The sequence below is a fragment of the Streptomyces sp. NBC_00435 genome (genome assembly GCF_036014235.1).
Classification (GTDB): Bacteria; Actinomycetota; Actinomycetes; order Streptomycetales; family Streptomycetaceae; genus Streptomyces.
The window spans coordinates 7,676,834-7,698,547 of the sequence record NZ_CP107924.1; the positions used below are offsets into that span (position 1 = coordinate 7,676,834).

Annotated in this window: 17 protein-coding genes; 7 read left to right on the top strand and 10 right to left on the bottom strand. The window is 72.0% G+C overall.

Annotated features, from left to right (window positions below):
- Positions 1–18: 18 nt before the first annotated feature.
- Both OG389_RS34610 and OG389_RS34615 read left to right on the top strand, forming a co-directional pair.
- On the top strand, positions 19–3,321 hold the full coding sequence (locus OG389_RS34610) for a DUF4082 domain-containing protein (protein ID WP_328303021.1): 3,303 nt from the start codon (positions 19–21) through the stop codon (positions 3,319–3,321).
- Positions 3,318–4,364 (top strand): glycosyltransferase, encoded by a 1,047-nt coding sequence (locus OG389_RS34615; RefSeq protein WP_328303023.1) that lies wholly within the window; start codon positions 3,318–3,320, stop codon positions 4,362–4,364. Before OG389_RS34610 ends, OG389_RS34615 begins: the two co-directional genes overlap by 4 nt.
- A gap of 56 nt (positions 4,365–4,420) precedes the next feature.
- Here the strand turns inward: OG389_RS34615 and OG389_RS34620 are convergent, their stop codons facing one another.
- Entirely contained in the window at positions 4,421–5,110 is a 690-nt protein-coding gene (locus OG389_RS34620) for a hypothetical protein (protein WP_328303025.1), read from the bottom strand.
- Between the two features lie 80 nt (positions 5,111–5,190).
- Here OG389_RS34620 and OG389_RS34625 point away from each other — a divergent pair, with 80 nt between their 5' ends.
- A complete protein-coding gene (locus OG389_RS34625) occupies positions 5,191–7,227 on the top strand; it encodes an O-antigen ligase family protein (RefSeq protein WP_328303027.1) in 2,037 nt (678 codons plus the stop codon).
- Positions 7,158–8,141, top strand: coding sequence for a glycosyltransferase family 2 protein (locus OG389_RS34630; RefSeq protein WP_328303029.1), 984 nt, complete (start codon positions 7,158–7,160; stop codon positions 8,139–8,141). Before OG389_RS34625 ends, OG389_RS34630 begins: the two co-directional genes overlap by 70 nt.
- Before the next feature lie 13 nt (positions 8,142–8,154).
- On the opposite strand, the gene OG389_RS34635 is transcribed toward OG389_RS34630, so the two are convergent.
- The 9 genes from OG389_RS34635 to OG389_RS34675 all read right to left on the bottom strand — a co-directional run bounded on the left by OG389_RS34635 (position 8,155) and on the right by OG389_RS34675 (position 17,973).
- Positions 8,155–8,973, bottom strand: coding sequence for a glycosyltransferase family 2 protein (locus OG389_RS34635; protein ID WP_328303031.1), 819 nt, complete (start codon positions 8,971–8,973; stop codon positions 8,155–8,157).
- 61 nt (positions 8,974–9,034) lie between these two features.
- Positions 9,035–10,228, bottom strand: a complete 1,194-nt coding sequence (locus tag OG389_RS34640; protein ID WP_328303033.1) for a hypothetical protein — start codon at positions 10,226–10,228, stop codon at positions 9,035–9,037.
- Positions 10,229–10,233: 5 nt separating this feature from the next.
- Positions 10,234–11,736: an oligosaccharide flippase family protein gene (locus OG389_RS34645; protein ID WP_328303035.1), complete on the bottom strand. Its 1,503-nt coding sequence runs from the start codon at positions 11,734–11,736 to the stop codon at positions 10,234–10,236.
- Positions 11,733–12,506: a chain length determinant protein gene (locus tag OG389_RS34650; RefSeq protein WP_328303037.1), complete on the bottom strand. Its 774-nt coding sequence runs from the start codon at positions 12,504–12,506 to the stop codon at positions 11,733–11,735. Before OG389_RS34650 ends, OG389_RS34645 begins: the two co-directional genes overlap by 4 nt.
- 120 nt (positions 12,507–12,626) lie before the next feature.
- A complete protein-coding gene (wecB, locus tag OG389_RS34655; protein ID WP_328303039.1) occupies positions 12,627–13,736 on the bottom strand; it encodes a non-hydrolyzing UDP-N-acetylglucosamine 2-epimerase in 1,110 nt (369 codons plus the stop codon).
- Between the two features lie 4 nt (positions 13,737–13,740).
- The gene (locus OG389_RS34660; protein WP_328303041.1) at positions 13,741–14,997 is read right to left on the bottom strand and encodes a nucleotide sugar dehydrogenase; all 1,257 of its coding nucleotides are present in this window, start codon (positions 14,995–14,997) and stop codon (positions 13,741–13,743) included.
- Positions 14,997–15,779: a WecB/TagA/CpsF family glycosyltransferase gene (locus tag OG389_RS34665; protein ID WP_328303043.1), complete on the bottom strand. Its 783-nt coding sequence runs from the start codon at positions 15,777–15,779 to the stop codon at positions 14,997–14,999. Before OG389_RS34665 ends, OG389_RS34660 begins: the two co-directional genes overlap by 1 nt.
- Positions 15,776–16,945, bottom strand: a complete 1,170-nt coding sequence (locus OG389_RS34670; RefSeq protein WP_328303045.1) for a hypothetical protein — start codon at positions 16,943–16,945, stop codon at positions 15,776–15,778. Before OG389_RS34670 ends, OG389_RS34665 begins: the two co-directional genes overlap by 4 nt.
- Before the next feature lie 428 nt (positions 16,946–17,373).
- Positions 17,374–17,973 (bottom strand): acyltransferase, encoded by a 600-nt coding sequence (locus OG389_RS34675; protein ID WP_328303047.1) that lies wholly within the window; start codon positions 17,971–17,973, stop codon positions 17,374–17,376.
- A gap of 314 nt (positions 17,974–18,287) precedes the next feature.
- On the opposite strand from OG389_RS34675, the gene OG389_RS34680 reads away from it, so the two are divergent.
- From OG389_RS34680 to OG389_RS34690, 3 genes are all read left to right on the top strand, one after another.
- Positions 18,288–19,784 (top strand): cellulose binding domain-containing protein, encoded by a 1,497-nt coding sequence (locus OG389_RS34680; RefSeq protein ID WP_328303049.1) that lies wholly within the window; start codon positions 18,288–18,290, stop codon positions 19,782–19,784.
- Positions 19,785–19,979: 195 nt separating this feature from the next.
- Positions 19,980–20,948, top strand: a complete 969-nt coding sequence (locus OG389_RS34685) for a helix-turn-helix domain-containing protein (protein WP_443059487.1) — start codon at positions 19,980–19,982, stop codon at positions 20,946–20,948.
- A 180-nt stretch (positions 20,949–21,128) separates the two neighbouring features.
- Positions 21,129–21,704: a rhodanese-like domain-containing protein gene (locus OG389_RS34690; RefSeq protein WP_328304324.1), complete on the top strand. Its 576-nt coding sequence runs from the start codon at positions 21,129–21,131 to the stop codon at positions 21,702–21,704.
- Positions 21,705–21,714 lie beyond the last annotated feature (10 nt).

Consider the following 21,714-nt stretch of genomic DNA (forward strand, 5'->3'; position numbering starts at 1 on the left):
TCTCAGATGAGGTTCCGGATGAACAGACGGACAAGGCTGCTGCGGTACGGACTCTTCACCGTGGTCGCGGCCTTGATGGCGGCGGTACTCCCGCCGTCGGTGGTGGCGGCAGCGGCGGATCCGTGCGGCGCCGGCTCGAACCCGATCGTGTGCGAGAACTCCAAGACGGGCACACCGATGTCCGACTGGTTCGCGCCGAGCGCCTACGGGGACATCAAGGGTTTCAGCGCCCAGATGAGCGTCCAGACGGGCGACACCGTGCAGTTCAAGATCCAGTCGCCGACCCCCTACAAGGTGTCGGTCTACCGGCTGGGCCACTACGGGGGTGACGGGGCGCGGCTGATGTCGACCGCGGCCCAGGCCGCCCAGACCTACCCGGCGAACTTCGCCCCGGGCGGCAGCCCGCACAGCTGCACCACCAAGGCCTCCACAGGCCTGGTCGACTGCGGAAACTGGCCCGTCACCGCGACGTGGACCGTGCCCTCGGACGCGGTCTCCGGCCTGTACGTGGTCAACTTCGACCAGGCGGACGGCAACGGCGTGATGCCCTATCCGTTCGTGGTCCGCAACGACTCCAGCCACTCCGACATCGTCGTCCAGACGAGCGACCAGACCTGGCAGGCGTACAACAACTACGGCGGCCAGGACCTGTACGACGGCGGCGGGCCCGCGCCCGACGGCCGTGCGTACGAGGTCAGTTACAACCGGCCGATGGACATCGGCGGGGAGAACGGGATCTACGGGTCCGAGTACCAGATGATCTCCTGGCTGGAACGCAACGGGTACGACGTCAGCTACATGTCCGGGATCGACATGTCGACCAAGGGCGCCACCCAGCTGCAGAACCACAAGGTGTTCATGTCCTCCGGACACGACGAGTACTGGACCCAGGACCAGTTCACGAACGCCCTGAACGCCCGTCACGCGGGCGTCAACCAGACGTACTTCAGCGGCAACGAGGTCTTCTGGAAGACCCGCCTCGCCCCCAGCATCGACGGCGCCAACACGGCCAACCGGACGCTGGTCTGCTACAAGGAGACCAAGCTCTCCTTCCCGCAGCCCAACGGCATCCCCGACCCGAGCGGCATCTGGACGGGCACCTTCATGGACCCGGCCAGTGCCACGAACGGGCGGCCCTTCCAGCCGCAGAACCAGGTGACCGGCTCCCTGTTCAGCGTGAACGGCTACCGGAGCGACGCGATCACCGTGCCCGGAGCCTTCGCCAAGATGCGGCTGTGGAGGAACACCACCGTCGCCAACCTGACCCCAGCCCAGACGGCCACCTTCCCCGTCGGCACCCTCGGCTACGAGTGGGACAGCGACGTGGAGGACGCCGCGCGCCCGGCCGGGCAGATAGCCCTGTCGTCCACCACGGTGGACATCAACGACGGCAAGTACCGCCTCGACTACGGGAACACGTACGGGAACGGGACCGCGACGCACAGCCTGGTCGCCTTCCGTGACCAGACCTCGCGCGCCCTGGTCTTCGGCGCGGGCACCGTGCAGTGGTCCTGGGGCCTGACCAACATGCCGACGGGCAACCCGGACGACGCGGTGGTCACCGAGGACAAGCGGATGCAGCAGGCGACGGTGAACGTCTTCGCCGACATGGGCGTCCAGCCCAAGTCCCTGCAGAGCAACCTGGTCGTGGCGAGCACCTCCACGGACACCACGGGCCCGGTCATCACCGTGACCAGCCCCGCGGCGAACGCGACGGTGCCCGCGCTGCGCCCGGTGACCATCACCGGCACCTCGGCCGACAGCGGCGGCGGAGTCGTGGCCCGCGTGGAGGTCTCCACGGACGGCGGAACCACCTGGAAGGCGACCACGGGCATCGGATCCTGGAGCTACAAGTGGACCCCGACCGTCCCCGGCGCCGCGCAGATCAAGGTCCGCGCGGTCGACGACAGCGTCAACATCGGCGCCACCACCACCGTGCCGCTGACCGTGGGTCCCCAGCAGTGCCCCTGCACCGTCTGGCCGGCCGCGGCCGTGCCCGGCACCGTCAACGCGGGTGACGGCAGCGCCGTCGAGCTCGGCGTGAAGATCCGTTCCTCGGCGCCCGGTTCGATCACGGGCGTCCGGTTCTACAAGTCGCCGGCCAACACCGGCACCCACACCGGCAGCCTGTGGAGCAGCTCCGGACAGCGCCTGGCCACGGGCACCTTCACCAACGAGACGGCGTCCGGCTGGCAGCAGCTGAACTTCTCCTCACCGGTCCCCGTCAAGGCCAACACCACCTACGTAGCCTCCTACTTCGCCCCCAACGGCGGATACTCCTTCGACACCACCTTCGCCTCCTCCGACGCGGGACTGGCCCCGCTGACCGCGCTGAAGAACGGCACCGACGGCGGCAACGGCGTCTACCGCTACAGCGGCACGGGCGGTTTCCCGGCCACGGCCTCCGCGGGCAGCAACTACTGGGTGGACGCGGTCCTGGACACCGCCACCGCGAGCACGGTGCCGCCGACCGTCACCTCGACCTCACCGCAGTCCGCGGCGACCGGTACCGCGATCACCGCTGCGGTGAAAGCCACCTTCAGCACCGCGGTGGACGTCGACACCCTCGTGTTCACCGTCAAGGACCCCGGCGGCGCCACCGTCCCGGGCAGCAAGGTCCTCGAAGCCTCCAACAGCGCGGCCTTCACCCCGTCCACCGAGCTGCTGCTGAACACCACCTACACGGCATCGGTGAAGGCCGAGGACCTGTGGGGCAACGCCATGGCCGCGCCGGTCACCTGGACCTTCACCACCAGCACGACCCCGCCCGCCGTGAACTGCCCCTGCACCCTGTGGGGACCCACCGCCGCGCCGACCACCGCCAACGTCGGCGACGACACCAACTCCGTCGAGCTGGGCACCCGCTTCCTGTCCACGGTCGGCGGCTACGTCACCGGCATCACCTTCTACAAGGGTCCCGGGAACACGGGCACGCACACCGGCAGCCTCTGGTCGGCCTCCGGCACGCTCCTGGCCACCGGCACCTTCGGCAGCGAGACCCTGTCCGGGTGGCAGCAGCTCCACTTCGCCACACCCGTCGCCATCACCGCGAACACCGAGTACGTGGCCTCGTACCACGCGCCGAACGGCAAGTACTCGGTGGACGGCGGGTACTTCACCAGCGCGCACCGCTCCTACCCGCTGGTGGCCCCGGCGGACGGCGGCAGCGCCGGCACGGGCAACGGACTCTACAAGTACGGGGCCGGCACGGACTTCCCCAACAACACCTTCGGCTCGGTGAACTACTGGGTCGGACCGGTGTTCACCACCACGATGCCCGCCGGCCTCACGGAGGGGTCGACGGAGGTGTCCGGGCAGTGAGCACCGTCAGCGTGGTGATCCCCTGCTACAAGTACGGCCATTTCCTGGCCGACTGCGTCAAGAGCGTCCTGGACGAGCAGGAGGGGGTCGACGTCCGGGTACTGATCATCGACGACGCCTCACCCGACGACTCGGCGGAGGTCGCGCGCGCCCTCGCGGCCGCCGACCCCCGGATCGAGGTGCGCGTCCACGAGCGCAACCAGGGCCACATCGCCACCTACAACGAGGGTCTGCTGGAGTGGGCCGACGGGGACTACGTCGCCCTGCTCTCCGCCGACGACCGGCTGGTCCCGGGCGCCCTGGTGCGCGCCGCGGCCCTGCTCGACGCCCACCCGGAGGCCGGGTTCGCCTACGGCAGGCCGCTGCGGTTCCAGCACGGCGGACCGCTTCCGGCGGCCCGCACGCACGGCACCGGGTCGGTGGTCTACCCGGGACGGTGGTGGTTGGAGCGGCGCTTCCGGGAGGGCACCGGGTGCATCACCTCACCCGAGGTGGTCGTGCGCACCAGCCTCCAGCGCAAGGTCGGGGGCTACGACCCGGAGCTTCCGCACGCCGGGGACATCGAGATGTGGATGCGGCTCGCCGCCCACGCCGACGTGGGGTATGTCCGGGGGGCCGACCAGGCCTTCTACCGGGTCCACGGCAACAACATGTCCACCACGGACTTCGGCGGGCAGCTCGACGACCTGCGCCAGCGCCTCGTCGCCTTCGACTCCGTACTGGAGAAGTGCGGCGACCTGCTCCCGGAAGCCGGCCGGCTGTCGACTGCGGCGCGCACCCGGCTCGCCCGGTACGCGCTGCGGCGCGCCTACCGGGCGTACGACCGGGGGCGCACCGAGGTGGTGCCGGTCGCGGAGCTGGAGGCCTTCGCCGCCGAATGCCTTCCGCGGTACACCTCGCTCGCCGAGTACGGTGCGCTGCGCCGGCGCCGGCGGATCGGGGCCCGCGTGATGCCGTACCTCCAGCCGCTGGTGCTCTCGGCCGTCGCCGACCGGGGGCGCGAGTGGCTCTGGTGGCAGTCCTGGAAGCGTCGAGGGATCTGATGGAATCGCACCACCGCCCCGCCCCCGGGGCGCTACCGGTCCGGCGGTCCGCTGATTCAGCGGGCCGCCGCGGCCACCGGCACGGGGCTCCCGTCCGGCTCCCGCTGGCCGGCGTCCGCGCGTTCGCGCCGGCGCCGGCTGCGGCCGGTCAGGAACTGGTCCGCCCACAGGGCCCCGGCCACCCCCGTGACCAACGCCAGCAGCGCCGTCCCGGCCAGCCCGCGGCTCTTGGTACTCGTCTGCGCGACCGCGGCCGGCGGTACGAGGAGAATCACGCTCATCCGGGCCGCCATCGGGATCTTCTGCTCGGCCTGCATGTCCGCGACGTGCTTGCCGTAGACCTCCACCACCTGCGTCACCGACCGGTCGGCCGCGGCGGCGTCCGTGTGCTCCGCCTGGACCTGGAGCGAGGGGATCAGGTAGCGCGGGGTGACGCTGGTGCCGCTGTTGCGCGGGATCAGCCGGTAGGTGCCCACGACCCCGGCCGCGCGCAGTTCGGCCTCCCCGTCGGGGGAGTCCAGCTGCTCGACGGCGGCGAAGGAGACGGCGGCCAGCGGGGGCTGCAGATTGGCCAGCTGGTTCGGCTGGTTGCTCGTCACCGGCGGCTTCAGGACGACGATCGCGGTGCTCACGTACGTCCGGGTCGGGCGGAGCACCTGGAGCGCCCCGGCGGCCGCCAGCACTGCCGCCAGGACCAGCACGTACCAGCGGCGGCGCAGCGTGCGGAACAACTCACCAGGCGACACGGGTTTCCTTCCGTCGTGTTCGATCTTCCCAGGACGCGGGGCGGCACGCCATTGGTTCCGGCAGTCGCGAGGGGTCGTTCGTGAACATCGGTGAGATAGGCGCGGTGTTGCGGCGCCGCTGGTACGTGATGGTGCCCCTGACGATGATCGGACTCCTCGCGGGCGTGCAGCTGTACCAGTCCGTGCCGGTGTCGTACCAGTCGCAGAGCTCGGTGGCGCTGCTCGACTCCACCGCCGTGGCCCAGCTGGCCCCCACCTTCGGCAACCCCATCTCGAACGCGGGCGGTTCGCTGGTGGTGACCGCCGACGTACTGATCAGGACCCTGTCGGGAGCGGACGCGGCACGGGACCTGCACGGCCTCGGAGTGACCGACCCCTACACGGTCGGCTTCGCCGCGAACGCCTCCGGCCCGATGCTCACGTTAACCGTAACGGGAACCAACCGGGCCAACGTGCTCAAGGAGACCAGCACGCTCACGGCCTTCGCCGGAGAACAGCTCAACGCGCTCCAGGCGGCGGCCAAGGTACAGCCCGCGTACTTCGTGCAGACGGCCCCCGTCGTACTGCCGCAGACCCCCAAGCCACAGCTCAAGGCCCGCTACCAGCAGGTGCTGGCCGTCGTCATCGCAGGCCTGGTCGCGGGGTTCACCGCCTCCTTCGTGGTGGAGAGCCTGATGGCGGCGCGCCGCCGCAGGCGCGAGGCCGAGGCCGGGGCCGGTGCGGCGGACACGCGCGTGCGCAGGCGGCCCAGGGCACGGCAGCTGGACGCCACCGCGCTGCTCACCGGCTACCTGGGGCTGGCCTTCTTCATCCCCTCGAACCTGACCCTGCCAGGCCTGGGAGGCGTGGGCACCCCGGCCAACGTCTTCGCCCTCCTCGGCCTGTTCTGGTACCTGGCGACCTGGCTGACCGGAGGCATCCGACCGGCCGCGGGCACCCGGCTGCCCAGGATCGCGATGTGGCTGCTCGCCGTATCGGTCCTGGCCTCCTACCTCGCCAACGCCTCCCGGGGCAGCTCGCACAAGGAAGTACTGGGAGCCGACCGGGGCCTGATCGGACTGCTCGTCTGGGTGTCGCTGGTGGTGCTGATCTCCGCCGGCATCCAGGACCGGGCACGCCTGGACGTCCTGCTGCGGCGGGCCGTCGTGATGGGGGCGGTGGTCGCCGCCATCGGCTACTACGACTTCTTCACCGCGGCGAACATCGCCGAGAAGATCAGCATCCCGGGGCTCCAGTCGAGCGTCGCGCAGATCACCACCCTGGACCGCGGGGCGTTCACCAGGCCGCGCTCCACCACGGCGCAACCTCTGGAGTTCGGCGGCATGCTGGCCCTGATGCTGCCCTTCGCCGTGCAGCAGGCCTTCGATCCCGTCCGCGCGCAGCTGAGCCGCTGGCGCCGCTGGGCCCCGGTGGCGCTGATGGGCGGAGCGCTGCCGCTGACGGTGTCGCGGACCTCCATCATCGGAGCGCTCATCGTGGTGCTGGTGATGGTGCCGAGGTGGAAGCCGCAGCGCCGCTGGACCACCTTCGGCATGCTGCTCGGCTCCGTGGCCGTCTTCAAGGTCCTCGTTCCGGGGCTGATCGGCACGATCACCACACTCTTCGCGTCCTTCGTGTCCAACTCCGACAGCAGCACCCAGGCCCGCACCGTCAAGTACAGCGCGATCGTTCCCTACTTGGAGGAGCGACCGCTGTTCGGAAGGGGCCTGGGCACCTTCACACCGGACCTCTACTTCTTCACCGACAACCAGTACATGCTGACCCTGGCGGAGATGGGCCTGCTGGGACTGGTCGCGCTGGTGGCGTTGTTCCTCACCGGAATCCACCAGGGCGGCGCCATCCGCCGCCTGGCCGCCGACGAGTCAGACCGGGAGCTCGGCCAGGCGTTCTTCGCCTCGGCCCTCGTGGCCCTGGTCAGCGCCGCCACCTTCGACGCCCTCAGCTTCCCGATGTTCGCCGGGATGTTCTTCCTGACGATCGCCGCCGGGGGCAGTTACCTCGGCTTCATCCGGCGCGCCGCGCCCGAGCCCCCAACCGTGGAGTCCCCGTGCCTTCCCAGCCCCCGGCAGACCGTCACCCCGACCCGCAGGCCGGAGCGGGCGCAGCCGGTCCCGTAGCCGTTCTCGTCGTCACCTGGAACAGCGCCCGGGTGATACCCGGTTTCCTGGCCGCCCTGCCGGAGGGGATGGCGGGGCTCGACTGGCGCCTGGTCGTCGCCGACAACGACTCCGCCGACGACACGGTGGAGCTGATCCGTTCGCTGGCCCCGCAGGCCACGGTCGTCCAGACCGGCCGCAACGCCGGCTACGCCGCCGGGGTGAACGCGGCCCTCGAGGCCGCGGCCGGATGGGAGGGCGGTTTCCGCGCAGCCCTGGTGTGCAATCCGGACATCCGGATGCGGCGGGGCTGCGCGGAACGCGTCGTGGACGCGCTCGGCACCCCGGTGGAGGGCGGCGGCCGGGTCGGGATCAGCGTCCCGCTGCTGTACGAGGAGGACGGGACGCTCCACCACTCGCTGCGCCGGGAGTCGCGGGTGACGCGCGCCCTGGGCGAGGCGGTCATCGGCAACCGCCGCGCGGGCCGCTTCCCCCGGTGGAGCGAGCTGGTCACCGATCCGGCCGCCTACGCGCGTCCGACGGTGGCCGACTGGGCGACCGGGGCACTGATGGCGCTCTCCCGGGAGTGCCTGGACGCCTGCGGCCCCTGGGACGAATCGTTCTTCCTGTACTCGGAGGAGACCGAGTACTGCCTGCGCGCCGGTGACCGGGGCTACCTCACCCGGCTCGAACCCGCGGCCTCGGCCGTCCACCTCGGCGGGGACTCGCAGGTGTCCCCGCGCCTGTGGACCCTGCTGACCCTCAACCGCGTACGCCTGTACGGCCGCCGGCACTCGGCGGCCGCGACCGCCGCGTTCCGTGCGGCCGTGCTGCTGCGGGAGACCTCGCGGGCCGCGCTCGGCCGCCGGGCGAGCCTGGCGGCCGCCCGGGCCCTGGTCACCCCCTCCGCGCTCCGCGCCACCCCCGGGCCCTGATCCGGACCGGCCGTCACGAGGACGCGGACCCGGAGGGCGCCGGCCCGTCCCAGGCGGTGTAGAAGCTCTCCGGGTTGACCAGGTAGCGGACGGTGGGACGAGGCAGGTGCCGGACCTCGTGGCGGCGGCTGTAGCGGCGCACGAGCTCCCAGTCCTCACGGGGCAGGACCTCGGGGGTGCGGCGCAGCCGGCTGAAGTACAGCGACCGGGTGCGGCGCGCCACGAAGGCGTTGGTGTCGAGGAAGGCCTCGTGGGCGGCCCGGCGGCGGTCGAAGGCCACCGACAGCACGTCCCGCTGGGACCCGTCGGGCAGCATCCTGCGCAGCGCGGTGTACACGGCGTCCGGTCCGCCCGGCGCCTCCAGCACGGTGAGGGCCTGCTCCAGGTGGTCCGGCTCCCACAGGTTGTCGTCGTCCAGGAAGGCCACGTACCGCGAGCGGCTCAGCCGTATCCCGACGTTGCGCACGACCCCGGCCGTGGCGGTGTTGCGGGCCAGGGAAACCGCGAAGAGCCTTGGATCCGGAGGCAGTTCGGGCAGTCCCGCCCCGTCGTCCACGACGAGGACCACCTGGTCGTCCACGGTCTGCGCCAGGGCCGAGCGGACCGCCGCGCGCAGGGCCTCGGGGCGCCGGTGGGTGGCGATCACGGTGGCGACCAGAGCGGCCGGCGGACTCCCCAGGAGGGCGGCGAGCCGCAGGGTCTCGGCGTCCTCGATCCGGCGCAGCCGTACGGCGGAAGGGGCGAGCAGAAGCTTGTTCCTGGCCTCGAAGAGCACCAGCCAGCCGAAGGCCCGCTTGAGCAGCTCCCAGGGGGCCCGGGCGATGCGGCGCATGTCGTCCTCTCGATGGTGGGGAGCGGGGTCCTCGAAAGCCCGGCCCTCGCGGGCCCGGTGCTCAGGGGGCCGGTTCGGGTACGACGGGGCGGCCGTCACTCATCCGGTTTCCGCGCCACACGTTGCCCGCGTCGCCCGCGTTCCAGGCGGCGACCGGCCCGTAGGTCCCGCTGTTCGGGTGGTACTGGGTGGAGAACACGTTGTCCGTCACCTGGATGCCCGTGGCACCGGGGCCGCCGCCGTAGAGCGCGTACGCCCCGCCCGCCAGCCAGTTGCGGTCGACGACCACGTTGGACACCACCCCGGTGTCGGCGAAGAGCCCGAGGGCCGCGCTGGCACCCCGGTCCACCGGGACCGCGTTCAGCAGGGTGTTGTGGCGCACGGTCAGCCGGCCCTTGTTGCCGCCGCCGCTGATCACGGCGTCCGTGTGCTGCCACTCGCCGCCCTGGTTGCGGAAGGCGGCGATGTCGTGGACGTAGTTGTCGTGCAGGTCGCCCTGGCCCATGGACAGGGCGTTGCCGAACACCGAGACGTCGCACCAGCCGACCTCCACGGAGCTCTCGCTCATGTTGGAGACCGCGTAGTCGACACCGCCGTTGTCGGGTCCCTTGCCCGGTACGGCGGTGATCGTGGTGTGCAGGACGCGCAGGCCCTTGAAGCCGGGACGGAGATTGATCCCCCACCAGTTTGCGGAGGTGATCCGGCTGTCGATGACGGTGACGTCGTTGGCGTACACGTCCAGCGAGCCGTGGATGTCCCAGCCCTTGATGACCATGCCGTCGGTCTTGACCGACATGTTCTCCGTGTCGTGCCGTTGCAGGGCGATCCGGGGCCCGGTGGAGCGCGCGTCCGGGAACCCGCAGGCACCGGGCGAGGAGGAGGTGCAGCCGGGCCCGCCCTGCGAGGGGGGCGCGCTGCCCGACGGCGGGGGAGTCGTGGACGAGGGGGACGTCGTGGGGGACGGGCTCGGGCTCTCCGTGGCGGACGGCTCCGCCGAGGAGGTGGACGGACCGGGCGTGGCCTCGTCGGCCGGCGGTTCGCCGCCCGGGCACACGAGGGCCGCCTCCGGGCAGGACCCGGCGTCGTTCGGGCGGGTCCCGGTCCCGGTCCTCTCCGCCTGGTACACCACCGCCACCAGGGCCAGCAGGAGCCCGACCGCCAGAGCGGCCACCAGCCGCTTGCGCCGGCGCGCCGCGGCGAGCAATCGCCTCGGCCCGCGAGCGGCGGCCACCAGGCGCCTGCGTCCGCGCGCCACGGCCGTTACCCCCCGGCCGGCGCGTTGGCGCCGGCGGGGACGACGGGGGCGGCGGCCGCGGAGCCGCGCAGGAACCTGATGCTGGGCAGTACGCACAGGCCGTAGCACAGGGCGCCGGCCACCGCGGTCGCGAGCAGCGCGAGGACCCCGTCGCCGAGGAGCCGTTCCAGGCCGAGGACCACGGCAGTCATCACGGCGCCGCCGAGGAAGGGCCAGGCGCAGGCCCGGGCCACGGTCCGCAGACCCACGCCGCCGCGGTGCAGCGCGACGAGGAACACCGGGACCACGACCGCTCCGGCGACCAGGACGTGCCCCTGTGCCACACCCACGATGCCACCCGCTCCGGCGCCGATCACCAGGGCCGGCACCAGGACGACGAGCCACAGCGCCTGGACCCCGATGAGGGAGCGGCGCCGGCCGATGGCCACCAGGCAGTCGTAGGCCAGTTCGCAGCCGATCCGGACGAGCCCGAGCCCCATCAGCCAGGGCAGCGCGGCCGCGGCGGGCAGCCAGCGCTCACCGTAGACGAGCCCGACGACCGGCGCGGCGAGGGAGGCCAGCAGGACGCACAGCGGGACGGTGCCCGTCATCACCACGCCCAGCGCGCGGCCGAAACCGCCGGCCAACGCCCCCGGCGTGTCCGCGAGCCGGGAGAACCCGGCGAAGGAGACCCGGCGGGCCGCCTCCGAGATGATCCGGACCGGCCAGCCGGAGATGTTGAAGGCGAGCACGTAGAAACCGAGGGCCAGCTGGTCGAGGGCGGAACCCACCACCATGGTGTCCACGTTGACGACGCCGAGGGCGAGCATGCTGGCTCCGGCGAGCGGGAGTCCGAACCGGAGCAGGGCCCGGGCCTGCTCCCGGTCCCAGCCGAACCTCAGGGTGCCGGGCGCGGCGAGGCAGCAGCCGACGAGGGCGGCCACGTTGCCCGCGACGGACCCCCAGGCGAAGCTCATCGCGCCCCAGCCCTGGACGGCCAGCAGCAGGGTCACGGCAGTGCTGAGGACGAAGTTGAGGGCGTCGACGGCCATCCGTCGGCCCTGCGCGAACTCGCGGGTGAGGAAGCCGGCCGGCACCTGCGCCAGCCCGTCGAGGACCACGCACACGCACATCACCCGGAGCACCCCGGCGGCCTCGGGGGAGCCGAGCACCCGGGCAACCGCCGGAGCGGCCGCGAACAGGACGGCGTAGAGCAGACAACTGGAGGCGGCGCTCAGGGTCAGGACCGTCGGGGCGAAGCGGCGCGGGTCGCCCTCCCAGCGCACCAGGGCGAGGGAGACGCCGAGTTCGTTCGCGGAGAGCAGGACCAGCAGCACCGTCTGGGCGATCCCGTACACGCCCCAGGCCTCGGGACCGAGGAAGAAGCGGGCCAGGATGATGCCGGTGACGAAGTTGCCCAGGCGCATGACCACGGTGTTGACCAGGCTCCACCGAGCGGCGGCACCGACCTTGCGGCCCAGCGGGGCCGCCTCGGGCGGGGTGCCCGTACCGGCCGCGGGGGCGGTCACGGTGATCCCTTGGCACGGTGGGCGGCCGAGGCCGGCAGGACGGTGAGCGCCATGGTGGACGCGGGATCGGTGGAGCCACGGCCGCCGGCGCCTTCGTGGCCCCCGTCGGCCGCGGAGGCCTCGGCAGGCCCGGCGTCCGGCGCCGGGGGCCGGCGCCGTCCGGGCTTCCCGGCCTTGCGGCGGCGGGCCTCCACGAAGAACGTGGCCACCAGACTGAGTACGAAGCCCAGGGCCCCGGCCATCACGAGGTACTGGAGCCGGGTCTTGGTCTGGGCCTCGGGCTTCTGGGGCGGGACGATCGTCGCCATGCGGATCATTGCCTCCGGCTGCACGGACTGCTGGGCCTGGAACTCCTGCAGTCGCTTCTCGGCGTAGGCCGTGAAGATCTGGTCCGACTTCAGGACGGCGGCCGGGTCGGTTCCGGTGACGCTCAGCCACATGAAGGGCCCCTGGGCGTTGTCGGCGATCTTCGCCTCGTACTCCCCGACGAGGCCCTGCGCGGTCAGGTCGGCCTTGGAGTCGTCGGAATTGAGGTTGCGGGCCAGCCCGTCGGCCATGCCGGTGAGCGAGGCCTGGGTACTGAGGAAGGGGTTGCCGTCGAAGGCGACCGTGGCCTTCTTCGAGTTCAGGAGCGTCACGGTGCTCTGCGACCGGTACTCCACCGGGACAAGCAGGTACACGCCGGTGATGAGTGCGGCCGTGAGCAGCAGTCCGGGCAGCAGTACGTACCAGCGCCTGCGCATGACCCGCCAGATCTCCGCGAGGTCCATGGTCTTTCCCCCTCGCGGCGGCGACGTGTCGTGTGCACGCGCCGCCGCCCTGTCATTGCGGTGTTTGCGGTGGTGGTGTCCTCGTGCCCCGGCGCCGTCCTGCGGCCGCCGTCCCGGGGGCTACGGCACGAGATCGGTGGGCCGCGGCCGGGTCGCCGCCGTCCCGCCGTCCAGCAGGACATCGGCGATGCGCTCGCTCGCGCGGCCGTCCCAGAGTGCGGGGCAGCGGGGCGCGGGCGGGTCGTCGAGCACCCGGTCGACCGTGGCCGTGATGCGGTCCGGGTCGGTGCCCGCCAGGACGTTGGTGCCCTCCTCGACGGTGATGGGGCGCTCGGTGTTCTCCCGGAGGGTCACACAGGGCACGCCCAGCGCGGTGGTCTCCTCCTGGATGCCCCCGGAGTCGGTGAGCACCACGCGGGCGGAGTCCTGCAGGGCGATGAAATCGAGGTACCCGGCCGCCGGCACCAGCCGGATGCCGCCGGGTACGCCGAGTTCGGCCAGCCGTTCGGCCGCCCGCGGGTGCACGGGCAGCAGCAGGGGGCAGCGTCCGGCGATCTCGCCCAGGGCCTTGAGCAGGCCGCGCAGGGCGTCCGGGTCGTCCACGTTGGCCGGCCGGTGCAGGGTGACCAGACCGTACCCGCCGCGGGTGAGCCCGTACCGGTCGAGGACGTCCGATCGCCTGGCCCGTTCCAGATTGGCGAACAGGGTGTCGATCATGACGTTGCCGACGACGTGGATCTGGTCCTCCCGGTACCCCTCCGCCCGCAGGTTCACCGCGGCGTCGGGGGAAGGAGCCAGCAAGTAGTCGCTGACCCGGTCGGTGGCGACCCGGTTGACCTCCTCCGGCATGCTCCAGTCCCGGCTGCGCAGGCCCGCCTCCACGTGGGCCAGCAGCGGGCCGGCCTTGGCGGTGACCAGGGCGCAGGCCAGGGTGGAGTTGATGTCGCCGACCACCACCACCGCGTCCGGGGCCAGTTCGTCGAGCAGCGGCTCGAAGGCGGCCATCACCCGGCCGGTCTGCTGCGCGTGGCTTCCCGAGCCGGCGCCCAGGTACCGGTCGGGGGAGCGGATGCCGAGGTCACGGAAGAAGACGTCGTTCATCGACTCGTCGTAGTGCTGGCCGGTGTGGACGAGGACGACCTCCGCGCCGCGCCGCTCCAGCGCGTCCATCACCGGTTTGATCTTCATGTAGTTGGGCCGGGCCCCGGCCACGCAGATGATGCGGGTCATGGGATCAGAGCACCTCCACCCGGGGTCCGGACAGCCGGTTGCGGCAGTCGAGGATCAGCGAGGAGTGCTCGGCGATCATCGCGTAGTCGAAGGAGTCGTGGTCCGTGAGCAGGACGACCACGTCGGCGGCGGCCAGCTCCTTGCGGGTCGGCTCGACCCGCGAGAGGCGGGCGTCGACCTTGATGTTCTCCACCACGTGGGGATCGGCCGCGCGGACCTTGGCGCCCATGTCGAGGAGCAGCTGCGAGACGCGTACCGCCGGGGACTCCCGGGCGTCACCGGTGTTCTTCTTGTACGCCAGCCCCAGGAGCAGGATCCGGGAGCCGTTGACCGAGCGGCGCTTGGCGTTGAGCGAGTCCATCACGCGGCGCGCCACGTACTCGGGCATGTGGCTGTTGATGTCGTTGGCCAGCTCCACGAAGCGGAAGTTCTGACCGAGTTCGCGCTGCACCCGCCACGACAGGTACGACGGGTCGATGGGCAGGCAGTGGCCGCCGACGCCGGGGCCCGGGGTGAACTTCATGAAGCCGAACGGCTTGCTGGAGGCGGCCTCGATGGTCTGCCACACGTCGATGTCGAGGTGCCTGGCGAACATGGCTATCTCGTTGACCAGCGCGATGTTCACGTGCCGGAAGGTGTTCTCCAGCAGCTTGGCGAGCTCGGCCTCCTTGGGGGAGCGCACCGGCACCGTGGTGTCGACGAGGCCCGCGTAGAAGGTCTCCACGGCCTTGAGGGAGGCGGCGTTCACCCCGGAGACGACCTTGGGCGTCTGCTGGAACCCCCAGACGGCGTTGCCGGGGTCGATCCGCTCGGGGCTGTAGCCGAGGTGGAAGTCCTGGCCGGCGGTGAGGCCCGAGCCGTCCTCCAGGATCGGGCCGAACAGCTCCTCGGTGGTACCCGGGTAGGTGGTGGACTCCAGCACGACGGTGGCACCCGGCCGCAGGAAACGGGCCAGGGTGTGCGCGGACTCCTCGATGTAGCGCAGGTCGGGGGCGCCGTCCTGTAAGGGGGTGGGGACCGTGACGACCGCGACGTCGAAGCCGCCGCAGTCCCGGGCGAGATCGCTGGCCTGGTAGGTGCCCAGCTCCAGTGCCCGGCTCAGCCGTTCGGAGGAGACGTCCTCCACGTACGACTCGCCGGCGGCCAGGCTCTTGACCCGCCGGGTGTCCACGTCGTACCCGACTACTTGGTGTCCGACCTCCGCGGCCCGAATGGCCAGCGGAAGTCCGACGTAACCCTGACCCACGACGACGACGCGCATCAGTGACTCCTGTTCGCGGAACCGGCAGACGGTGTGCGCCGGATGAGTTCCCGGACCGTCATGAGGAGGAAGGCAGCATTGGTGGTGAGGTAGCGCTTCCCGAGGCGCCGCGGTTCCTGGAGCGTGCGGTAGAACCATTCGAGCCCCATGCGCTGCCAGACCAGGGGGGCACGCTTGGTGATGCCGGCCAGGATGTCGAAGGAGCCGCCGACACCGTGCACCACGTGGGCCCCGGTGCGCTTGCCGTAGCCGGCGGTGAAGATCTCCTTCTTGGGCGAGGTCATGCCGAGGAACAGGAGCCGGGCACCGCTGTGCGCGACGGCGTCGGCGACCCCGCCCTGTTCGGAGTCGTCGAAGTAGCCGTTCCGGCTGCCGGCCACGCGCAGGCCGGGGAACTGCCGCTCGATCCGGCGGAGCATCAGATCCAGTACGTCCTGGCGGGCGCCGAGCAGGTAGACGGGTACGTCCGCGGTCTCGGCGGCGGCCAGCAGCCGCATGAACAGGTCGATTCCCGCGACCCGTTCGGGCAGCCGGACCCCGAGGACCCGGCCGGCCCACACCACGGCCTGGCCGTCGGCCAGTACGAGGTCGCAGCCGGCGACGGCCGCGGCGAGGCGGGGGTCGCGGCGCATGTTGACCAGCTTGGCGGCGTTGACCATGCCGATCTCGATCTGTTCACCGCGGCGGACCGCATCCAGGCAGCGCCGCACGGTCTCGTCCATGGTCAGGGCGTCGAGCGCGACCCCGAACAGGGTCTGTCTTTGGGTTTGTCTGTGGTTCATTCCCCGATCCCCCCGAGCCAGGCGTGGAGGAGCCAGCCGAACTCGTAGGGCCGGCACTCGCGGTCCACCGCCAGCGGGCGGAAGATCCGGTCGAGCGGTGCCAGTCGGGCCCTGGGCGCCACCCGGGTGGTGAGCCCGCGGGCCGCCCGGACGGCCTTGGCGGGGTCGCCGCGGTAGACCTTGCGCCAGGTGACCCCGTACTCCTCGAGGATCATCGGCTCGCGCGTGGTGCCGTCGGGGCCGCTGATCTCGGGCACCTCGGTCATCCAGCGCAGTCCGCGGCGGATCTGGGTGCCGAAGTCGGTGCCGCCCGCCTCGGCGAGGTCGAGGAGGGCCGTCGGGGCCATGGCGTGCTGGTGCACGCTGTAGACGGGGTACCCCTCCACCACGCCGCCCGTGCGGGCGTCGTAGTGCCACCACCACTGGCCGCCGTCCCCCTGCAGGGCGCAGATCCGTGCGGCGCAGGCGTCGGCGGCCGCGAGGGCCCTCGGGTCCGGGCCGCTGGCGTGCAGCCGGGCCAGTGCCTGGATCGGGTAGGTCTGGTCGGCGAAGCAGGCCACGTGGGTGCGGTAGCCGGGGACCAGCCCCGGCGTGGTGGCGTGCGGGAACAGCGGACTGTCACCGACCCTGGACGCCAGGAGGCGGTCGCGGGCGGCCGCCAGCCGGTACTCGACGTCCACGGCGGCGCGGGCGGCGGTGAGCGCCGAGAGCACCCAGGCGGCCTCCACCGTGTACTGCGGACGTCCGGGGACGTCCAGTTCGGCCATCCTCGCGACGGCGTCCGCGAGCTTGGGATGGCCGGTCGCGGCGGCGGCCCAAGTGATGAGCGCGGCGTCGCCGAGGTTCTTCACCGCGGGCAGCCGCTCCACCAGGAGCGCCGTGAACTCGGCGGCGCTGCGGCCGTCGAAGACGGCCCGCTGCCGCTCCTCGGGCAGGAACCGGGCCCCCAGCGCGGTGATGGCCGCGTACCGGGTGCTGGTGCCGCGCCGCTCGACACGGCGGGTGCCGTTGGGTGCGACCGTCCCGACCCGGGTGAAGACGAAGGTCTCCGCCTCCGGCAGGTACATCTGCGGCAGCCCCGCCTCGGCCAGCACGAGCAGCCGCTCGGCGAGGGCGTGCGACGACGGGTCCTCGTGGGCCAGTGCTGCTAATCGTGAGCCGGTCACCGGGTCCCCACCCTGGTTCCCCGCTCGTCCTGCGCTCTCCGTATGTCCGAGCTGTACGGCTCCAACACACCTACCCCCTCTGATCGCTCTTCGGACAGACCTGGCTGTCGTCGTCCGGCGGAGGGGACTGCGCATGACGGCGCACCTGTCGGCGGTGTGATCCCCCGAAGGCGCGGACCGCCCGGGCACGCTCGCTGGATCCCCCTCCAGCTACGTCCCGGACCGGGCACGCGCGACAAGAGGCGGCGGGCGGGCGCGTTCGCGCGCCGGCCGTCACCTCTTGCGTCATGCCCTCGTCGTGTACAACCCCCCACTGAACACAGCCTGTTGCCTGCTCAGATCCCGTGTACAGGGACAAGGTATGCCCAAGGATGTTCGTTGATTGTGGTTTTGAGGAAATGCCATTGACCCAAATCGCCGACGTTGCGTCAGGTCAGTTCGGACAGCGTTCCGTCGGTCTCCTCGTGCAGGGCACCGGTGCGCGGGCACTCCCATACGCCTGGTTCGCCCTCGCGCTCCACCAGGCGGACCCCGGCCCGGCCCACCCAGCCGATGCGGCGCGCGGGCACTCCGGCGACGAGCGCGAAGTCAGCCACGTCCCGGGACACGACGGCGCCGGCGGCCACCAGCGCCCACCGGCCGACCCGTACCCCCGCGACGCACACCGAGCGGGCCCCGAGCGAGGCCCCCTCGGCCACCACCACTCCGGTGGCCTCCCAGTCGCCGCCGCGCTTCTGCTTGCCGTCGGGGTCGACGGCTCGCGGGTAGAAGTCGTTGGTGAGCACCGCGGCGGGGCCGATGAACACCCCGTCGCCGAGTTCGGCGGGCTCGTAGACGAGCGCGTAGTTCTGGAGTTTGACGTTGTCCCCGATCCGTACGCCGGGCCCGACGTACGCCCCGCGCCCCACGATGCAGTCGCGGCCGAGCCGGGCCTGCTCCCGGACCTGTGCCAGATCCCAGATCGTGGTTCCGTCCCCGAGTTCGGCCGTCTCGTCGACCTGGGAGGAAGGTTGAATTCTGACACTCACGGGGCGGTCCCCTTACGGCTCGCGAGGGAGTTCGGACGTATGTCGCATTGAGGTACGCGGGGAGCATATGCGGCGCGGGCCGGGTCCGCCCCGGAGATCAACGGACTGTTCATCCAGTGGACTTGGCGGTACCGGGAGTCCTGACCGCGAACCCCGGCCCGCTGACCGGCCGGGACAGCTTAACGCCGCCCGATCGCTCCCTTAAGTGGAACCTAAGGTTCGCGAACGGCACCTAGAATCGATCAAATGTCCGTTTCTGGGCGGCTAGCGTGCTGCCGCACCCGAACCCCCGGCAATTCAGAGGCAGGCACGCAATGGGCACCACCACCGGTCACCGGCGCAGGACGAGCAAGAGGGCGAAGGCCGTGGGCGGGACCGCGGTGGCGGTCCTGATCGCGGCGGCCGCCTTCGCGTTCACGGGAACCGCGCAGGCGGCCTCCGTCGGAGCCGTCTACACGAAGTCCAGCTCGTGGAACGGCGGTTACACCGGCAACTACGTGATCACCAACAACAAGGACCGGACGCGGACGGGATGGACCCTGGAGTTCGACCTGCCCGCGGGCACGACGATCGACTCCCTGTGGAACGGCGTCCACACGGTCAGCGGCCGGCACGTCACCGTCAAGCCCGCCGCGTGGAACAAGGAGCTCGCGGCGGGAGCCTCCGTCACGATCGGCTTCGCCACGAGCACGTCCGGAGCCGCCGGCAACCCGACGGCCTGCCGGATCAACGGGGCGAAGTGCTCCGTGGACCAGGGCCCGACGCCCCCGCCGGGCGGCCGCCCCACCACCACCCCGAAGCCCACGGCGAGCACCGGCGCCCCCGCGTCCCCCACCCCCTCGGCGCAGCCGACCCGGACCGCCGTGCCCTCCCCGACCGCGACCGCCACGACCCCGCCGGGGACCGGGACCCCGGCCGCCGGCGCGCGTTTCGCCCCGTACGTCGACACCTCCCTCTATCCGGCCTACGACCTGGTCGACACGGCGGCCAGGACCGGCGTCAAGGAGTTCCACCTCGCCTTCGTCACCTCCGGCGGCGGCTGCGCCCCGCTGTGGGGCGGCGTCACCGACCTCGCGAGCGACAGGGTCGCCGCACAGATCGGGGCCCTGCGGGCCAAGGGAGGGGACGTACGGGTCTCCTTCGGCGGCGCCGCCGGCAGCGAGCTGGCCCTGAACTGCCGATCCGCGGACGAACTGGCCGCCGCCTACGGCAAGGTCATAGACCAGTACCGGCTGACCAAGGTCGACTTCGACATCGAGGGCGCGGCCCTGCCGGACACCGCCGCGAACGCCCGCCGCGCGCAGGCCGTCGCCCTGCTGCAGAACTCCCACCCGGGTCTGGACGTGGCCTTCACCCTGCCCGTGATGCCGGAGGGCCTCACGCAGCCCGGTGTGGTCCTGCTGGCCGACGCGAAGAAGGCCGGCGTGCGGATCAGCGGCGTCAACATCATGGCGATGGACTACGGGCCGGCCTACAGCGGGGACATGGGCCAGTACGCGATTCAGGCCGCCACGGCCACGCAGGCACAGATCAAGGGCGTGCTGGGGCTTTCGGACGCGGCTGCCTGGAAGGCGGTGGCGGTCACCCCGATGATCGGCGTCAACGACGTCACGAGCGAGATCTTCACCGTCGCCGACGCCGCCCAGCTCGTGGACTTCGCGAACGCGAAGGGGATCGGCCGCCTGGCGATGTGGTCCGCGGCCCGCGACAAGCAGTGCCCTGCCGGGGTCGTGGCCTATGCCGACGCGACCTGCAGCTCGATCCTCCAGCAGCCGCTGGCCTTCACCAAGGCCCTGGGCGCCCTGCACTAGAGGGCCCCCGCGGGGAGCATCCGGCCGGCCGGATGCGGTGCGGTGCGGTGCGGGCCGGGCGCCGGCGGGCCGGGGCCCCGCGCCCGGCCCGGCGGTGTTCGGCGTGGTTAAGGTACGGCCATGACTCACGCGCCCGTCCTGCCCGCGACGACCGCCGTGGCCGTCGAGATCAAGAAGCCGGCTCCGGCCCACGTGGTGGCGGTACTCGCCTTCGACGGCATGGCGCCCTTCGAGCTGGGTGTGGTGGTGGAGGTGTTCGGGCTCTCCCGGCCCGAGCTGGGCGACATTCCCTGGTACGAGCTTCGCGTCTGCTCGGCGGAGCCCGGCCGGGACCTGCGTGCCGTCGGCGGGTTCACGCTCCGGGCCGAGCACGGACTCGAGGCACTCGCGGCAGCGGACACCGTGATCATCCCCGGAGCCTCCCCGGCGGGCGGTGCGATACCGGAGCCACTGGTGGAGGCCCTGCTCAAGGCGCATGCCCGGGGCGCGCGCCTGGTCTCGATCTGCTCGGGCGCCTTCGCGCTCGCCGCGACCGGCCTCCTCGACGGCCGCCGGGCCACCACCCACTGGCGCTACGCCCGCACCCTCGCCGAGCGCCACCCCGGCATCGAGGTGGACCCGGACGTCCTCTACGTGGACAACGGCGACGTGCTGACCAGCGCGGGCAGCGCCGCGGGCATCGACCTCTGCCTCTATCTGGTCCGCGCCGACCACGGCGCCGCCGTGGCCAACACCGTGGCCCGCCGATTCGTCGTACCGCCCCACCGCGAGGGCGGACAGGCCCAGTTCATCGAGGCGGCGGTCGGTGAGATCGGCCCCGACGCCGCGGACGACGGCATCTCCCGGAGCATGGCCTGGGCCCTTCGGCGGCTGTACGGCCCGCTCTCGGTCCCGGTACTGGCCCGCGAGGCGAACATGTCGGAGCGTTCCTTCCTGCGCCACTTCACCCGTCGCAACGGAGTGAGCCCGATCCGCTGGGTCGTCTCCCAGCGGGTCTCGGCGAGTCTGCCGTTGCTGGAGTCGGGGGAGGGGACGGTGGACGAGGTGGCCGCCGCGGTCGGCTTCGATTCCACCGCGACCTACCGGCACCACTTCTCGCGGCAGATGCGGACGACGCCGACGGCGTACCGGAAGGCTTTCGTCCGGCACACCGCGCGGCCCTGAGGCCTCCGGAGGCCTGGCGGGATCTTGACGAGTGGAGGCGTTCACGCCACTCGTGGCGAGGGTGGGGCGGCGCCGAGGATGGGGTCATCGCCAAGGGGGAGCCCACCGGGAATCCACCCGGCCGGCGGTTCCCCGCCCATCGCCCCGCCTCGTACAAGGAGTTCTCCGATGTCCACCACCATGCCCTCCGCCGCTTCCGCCGCTTCCGCCGCTTCCGCCGCTTCCGCCGCTTCCGCCGCTTCCGCCGCCTCGGCCGCTTCCGCTGCTGCCGCCGGGTCCGCGGTGCGGCCCGAGGTCACCAGCGCCGTCCTGTCGGTTCCCGCGGCCGACCCGGCGGTCGCGGCGGCCCACTTCGCGGCCCGGCTGGCCTTCGAGGCGGACGTCTCGGACGTACGCGCCGACCTGCTGGCGGGTGTCCCGGGGGTGGTCGTGGTGGACTCCCGCAGCGACGCGGCCTGGGCCCAGGGGCACATTCCGGGGGCCCTGCACATTCCGACGGCCCGGATCGCGGAGCTGGCGCCGTCGCTCATCGACCCGGCGGCGACGGTGGTCACGTACTGCTGGGGCCCCGGCTGCAACGGAGCCACCCGTGCGGCGCTCGCCTTCGCCCGGCTCGGCCACCAGGTGAAGGAAATGATCGGCGGCTTCGAGTACTGGGTCCGTGAGGGCTTCGCCTTCGAGACCGCCCAGGGCCCCGAGCAGCGTCGGATCGACGACCTGACCGCCCCGCGCTCGGGCATTTCCTGCGCCTGCTGAACAGGGCCCG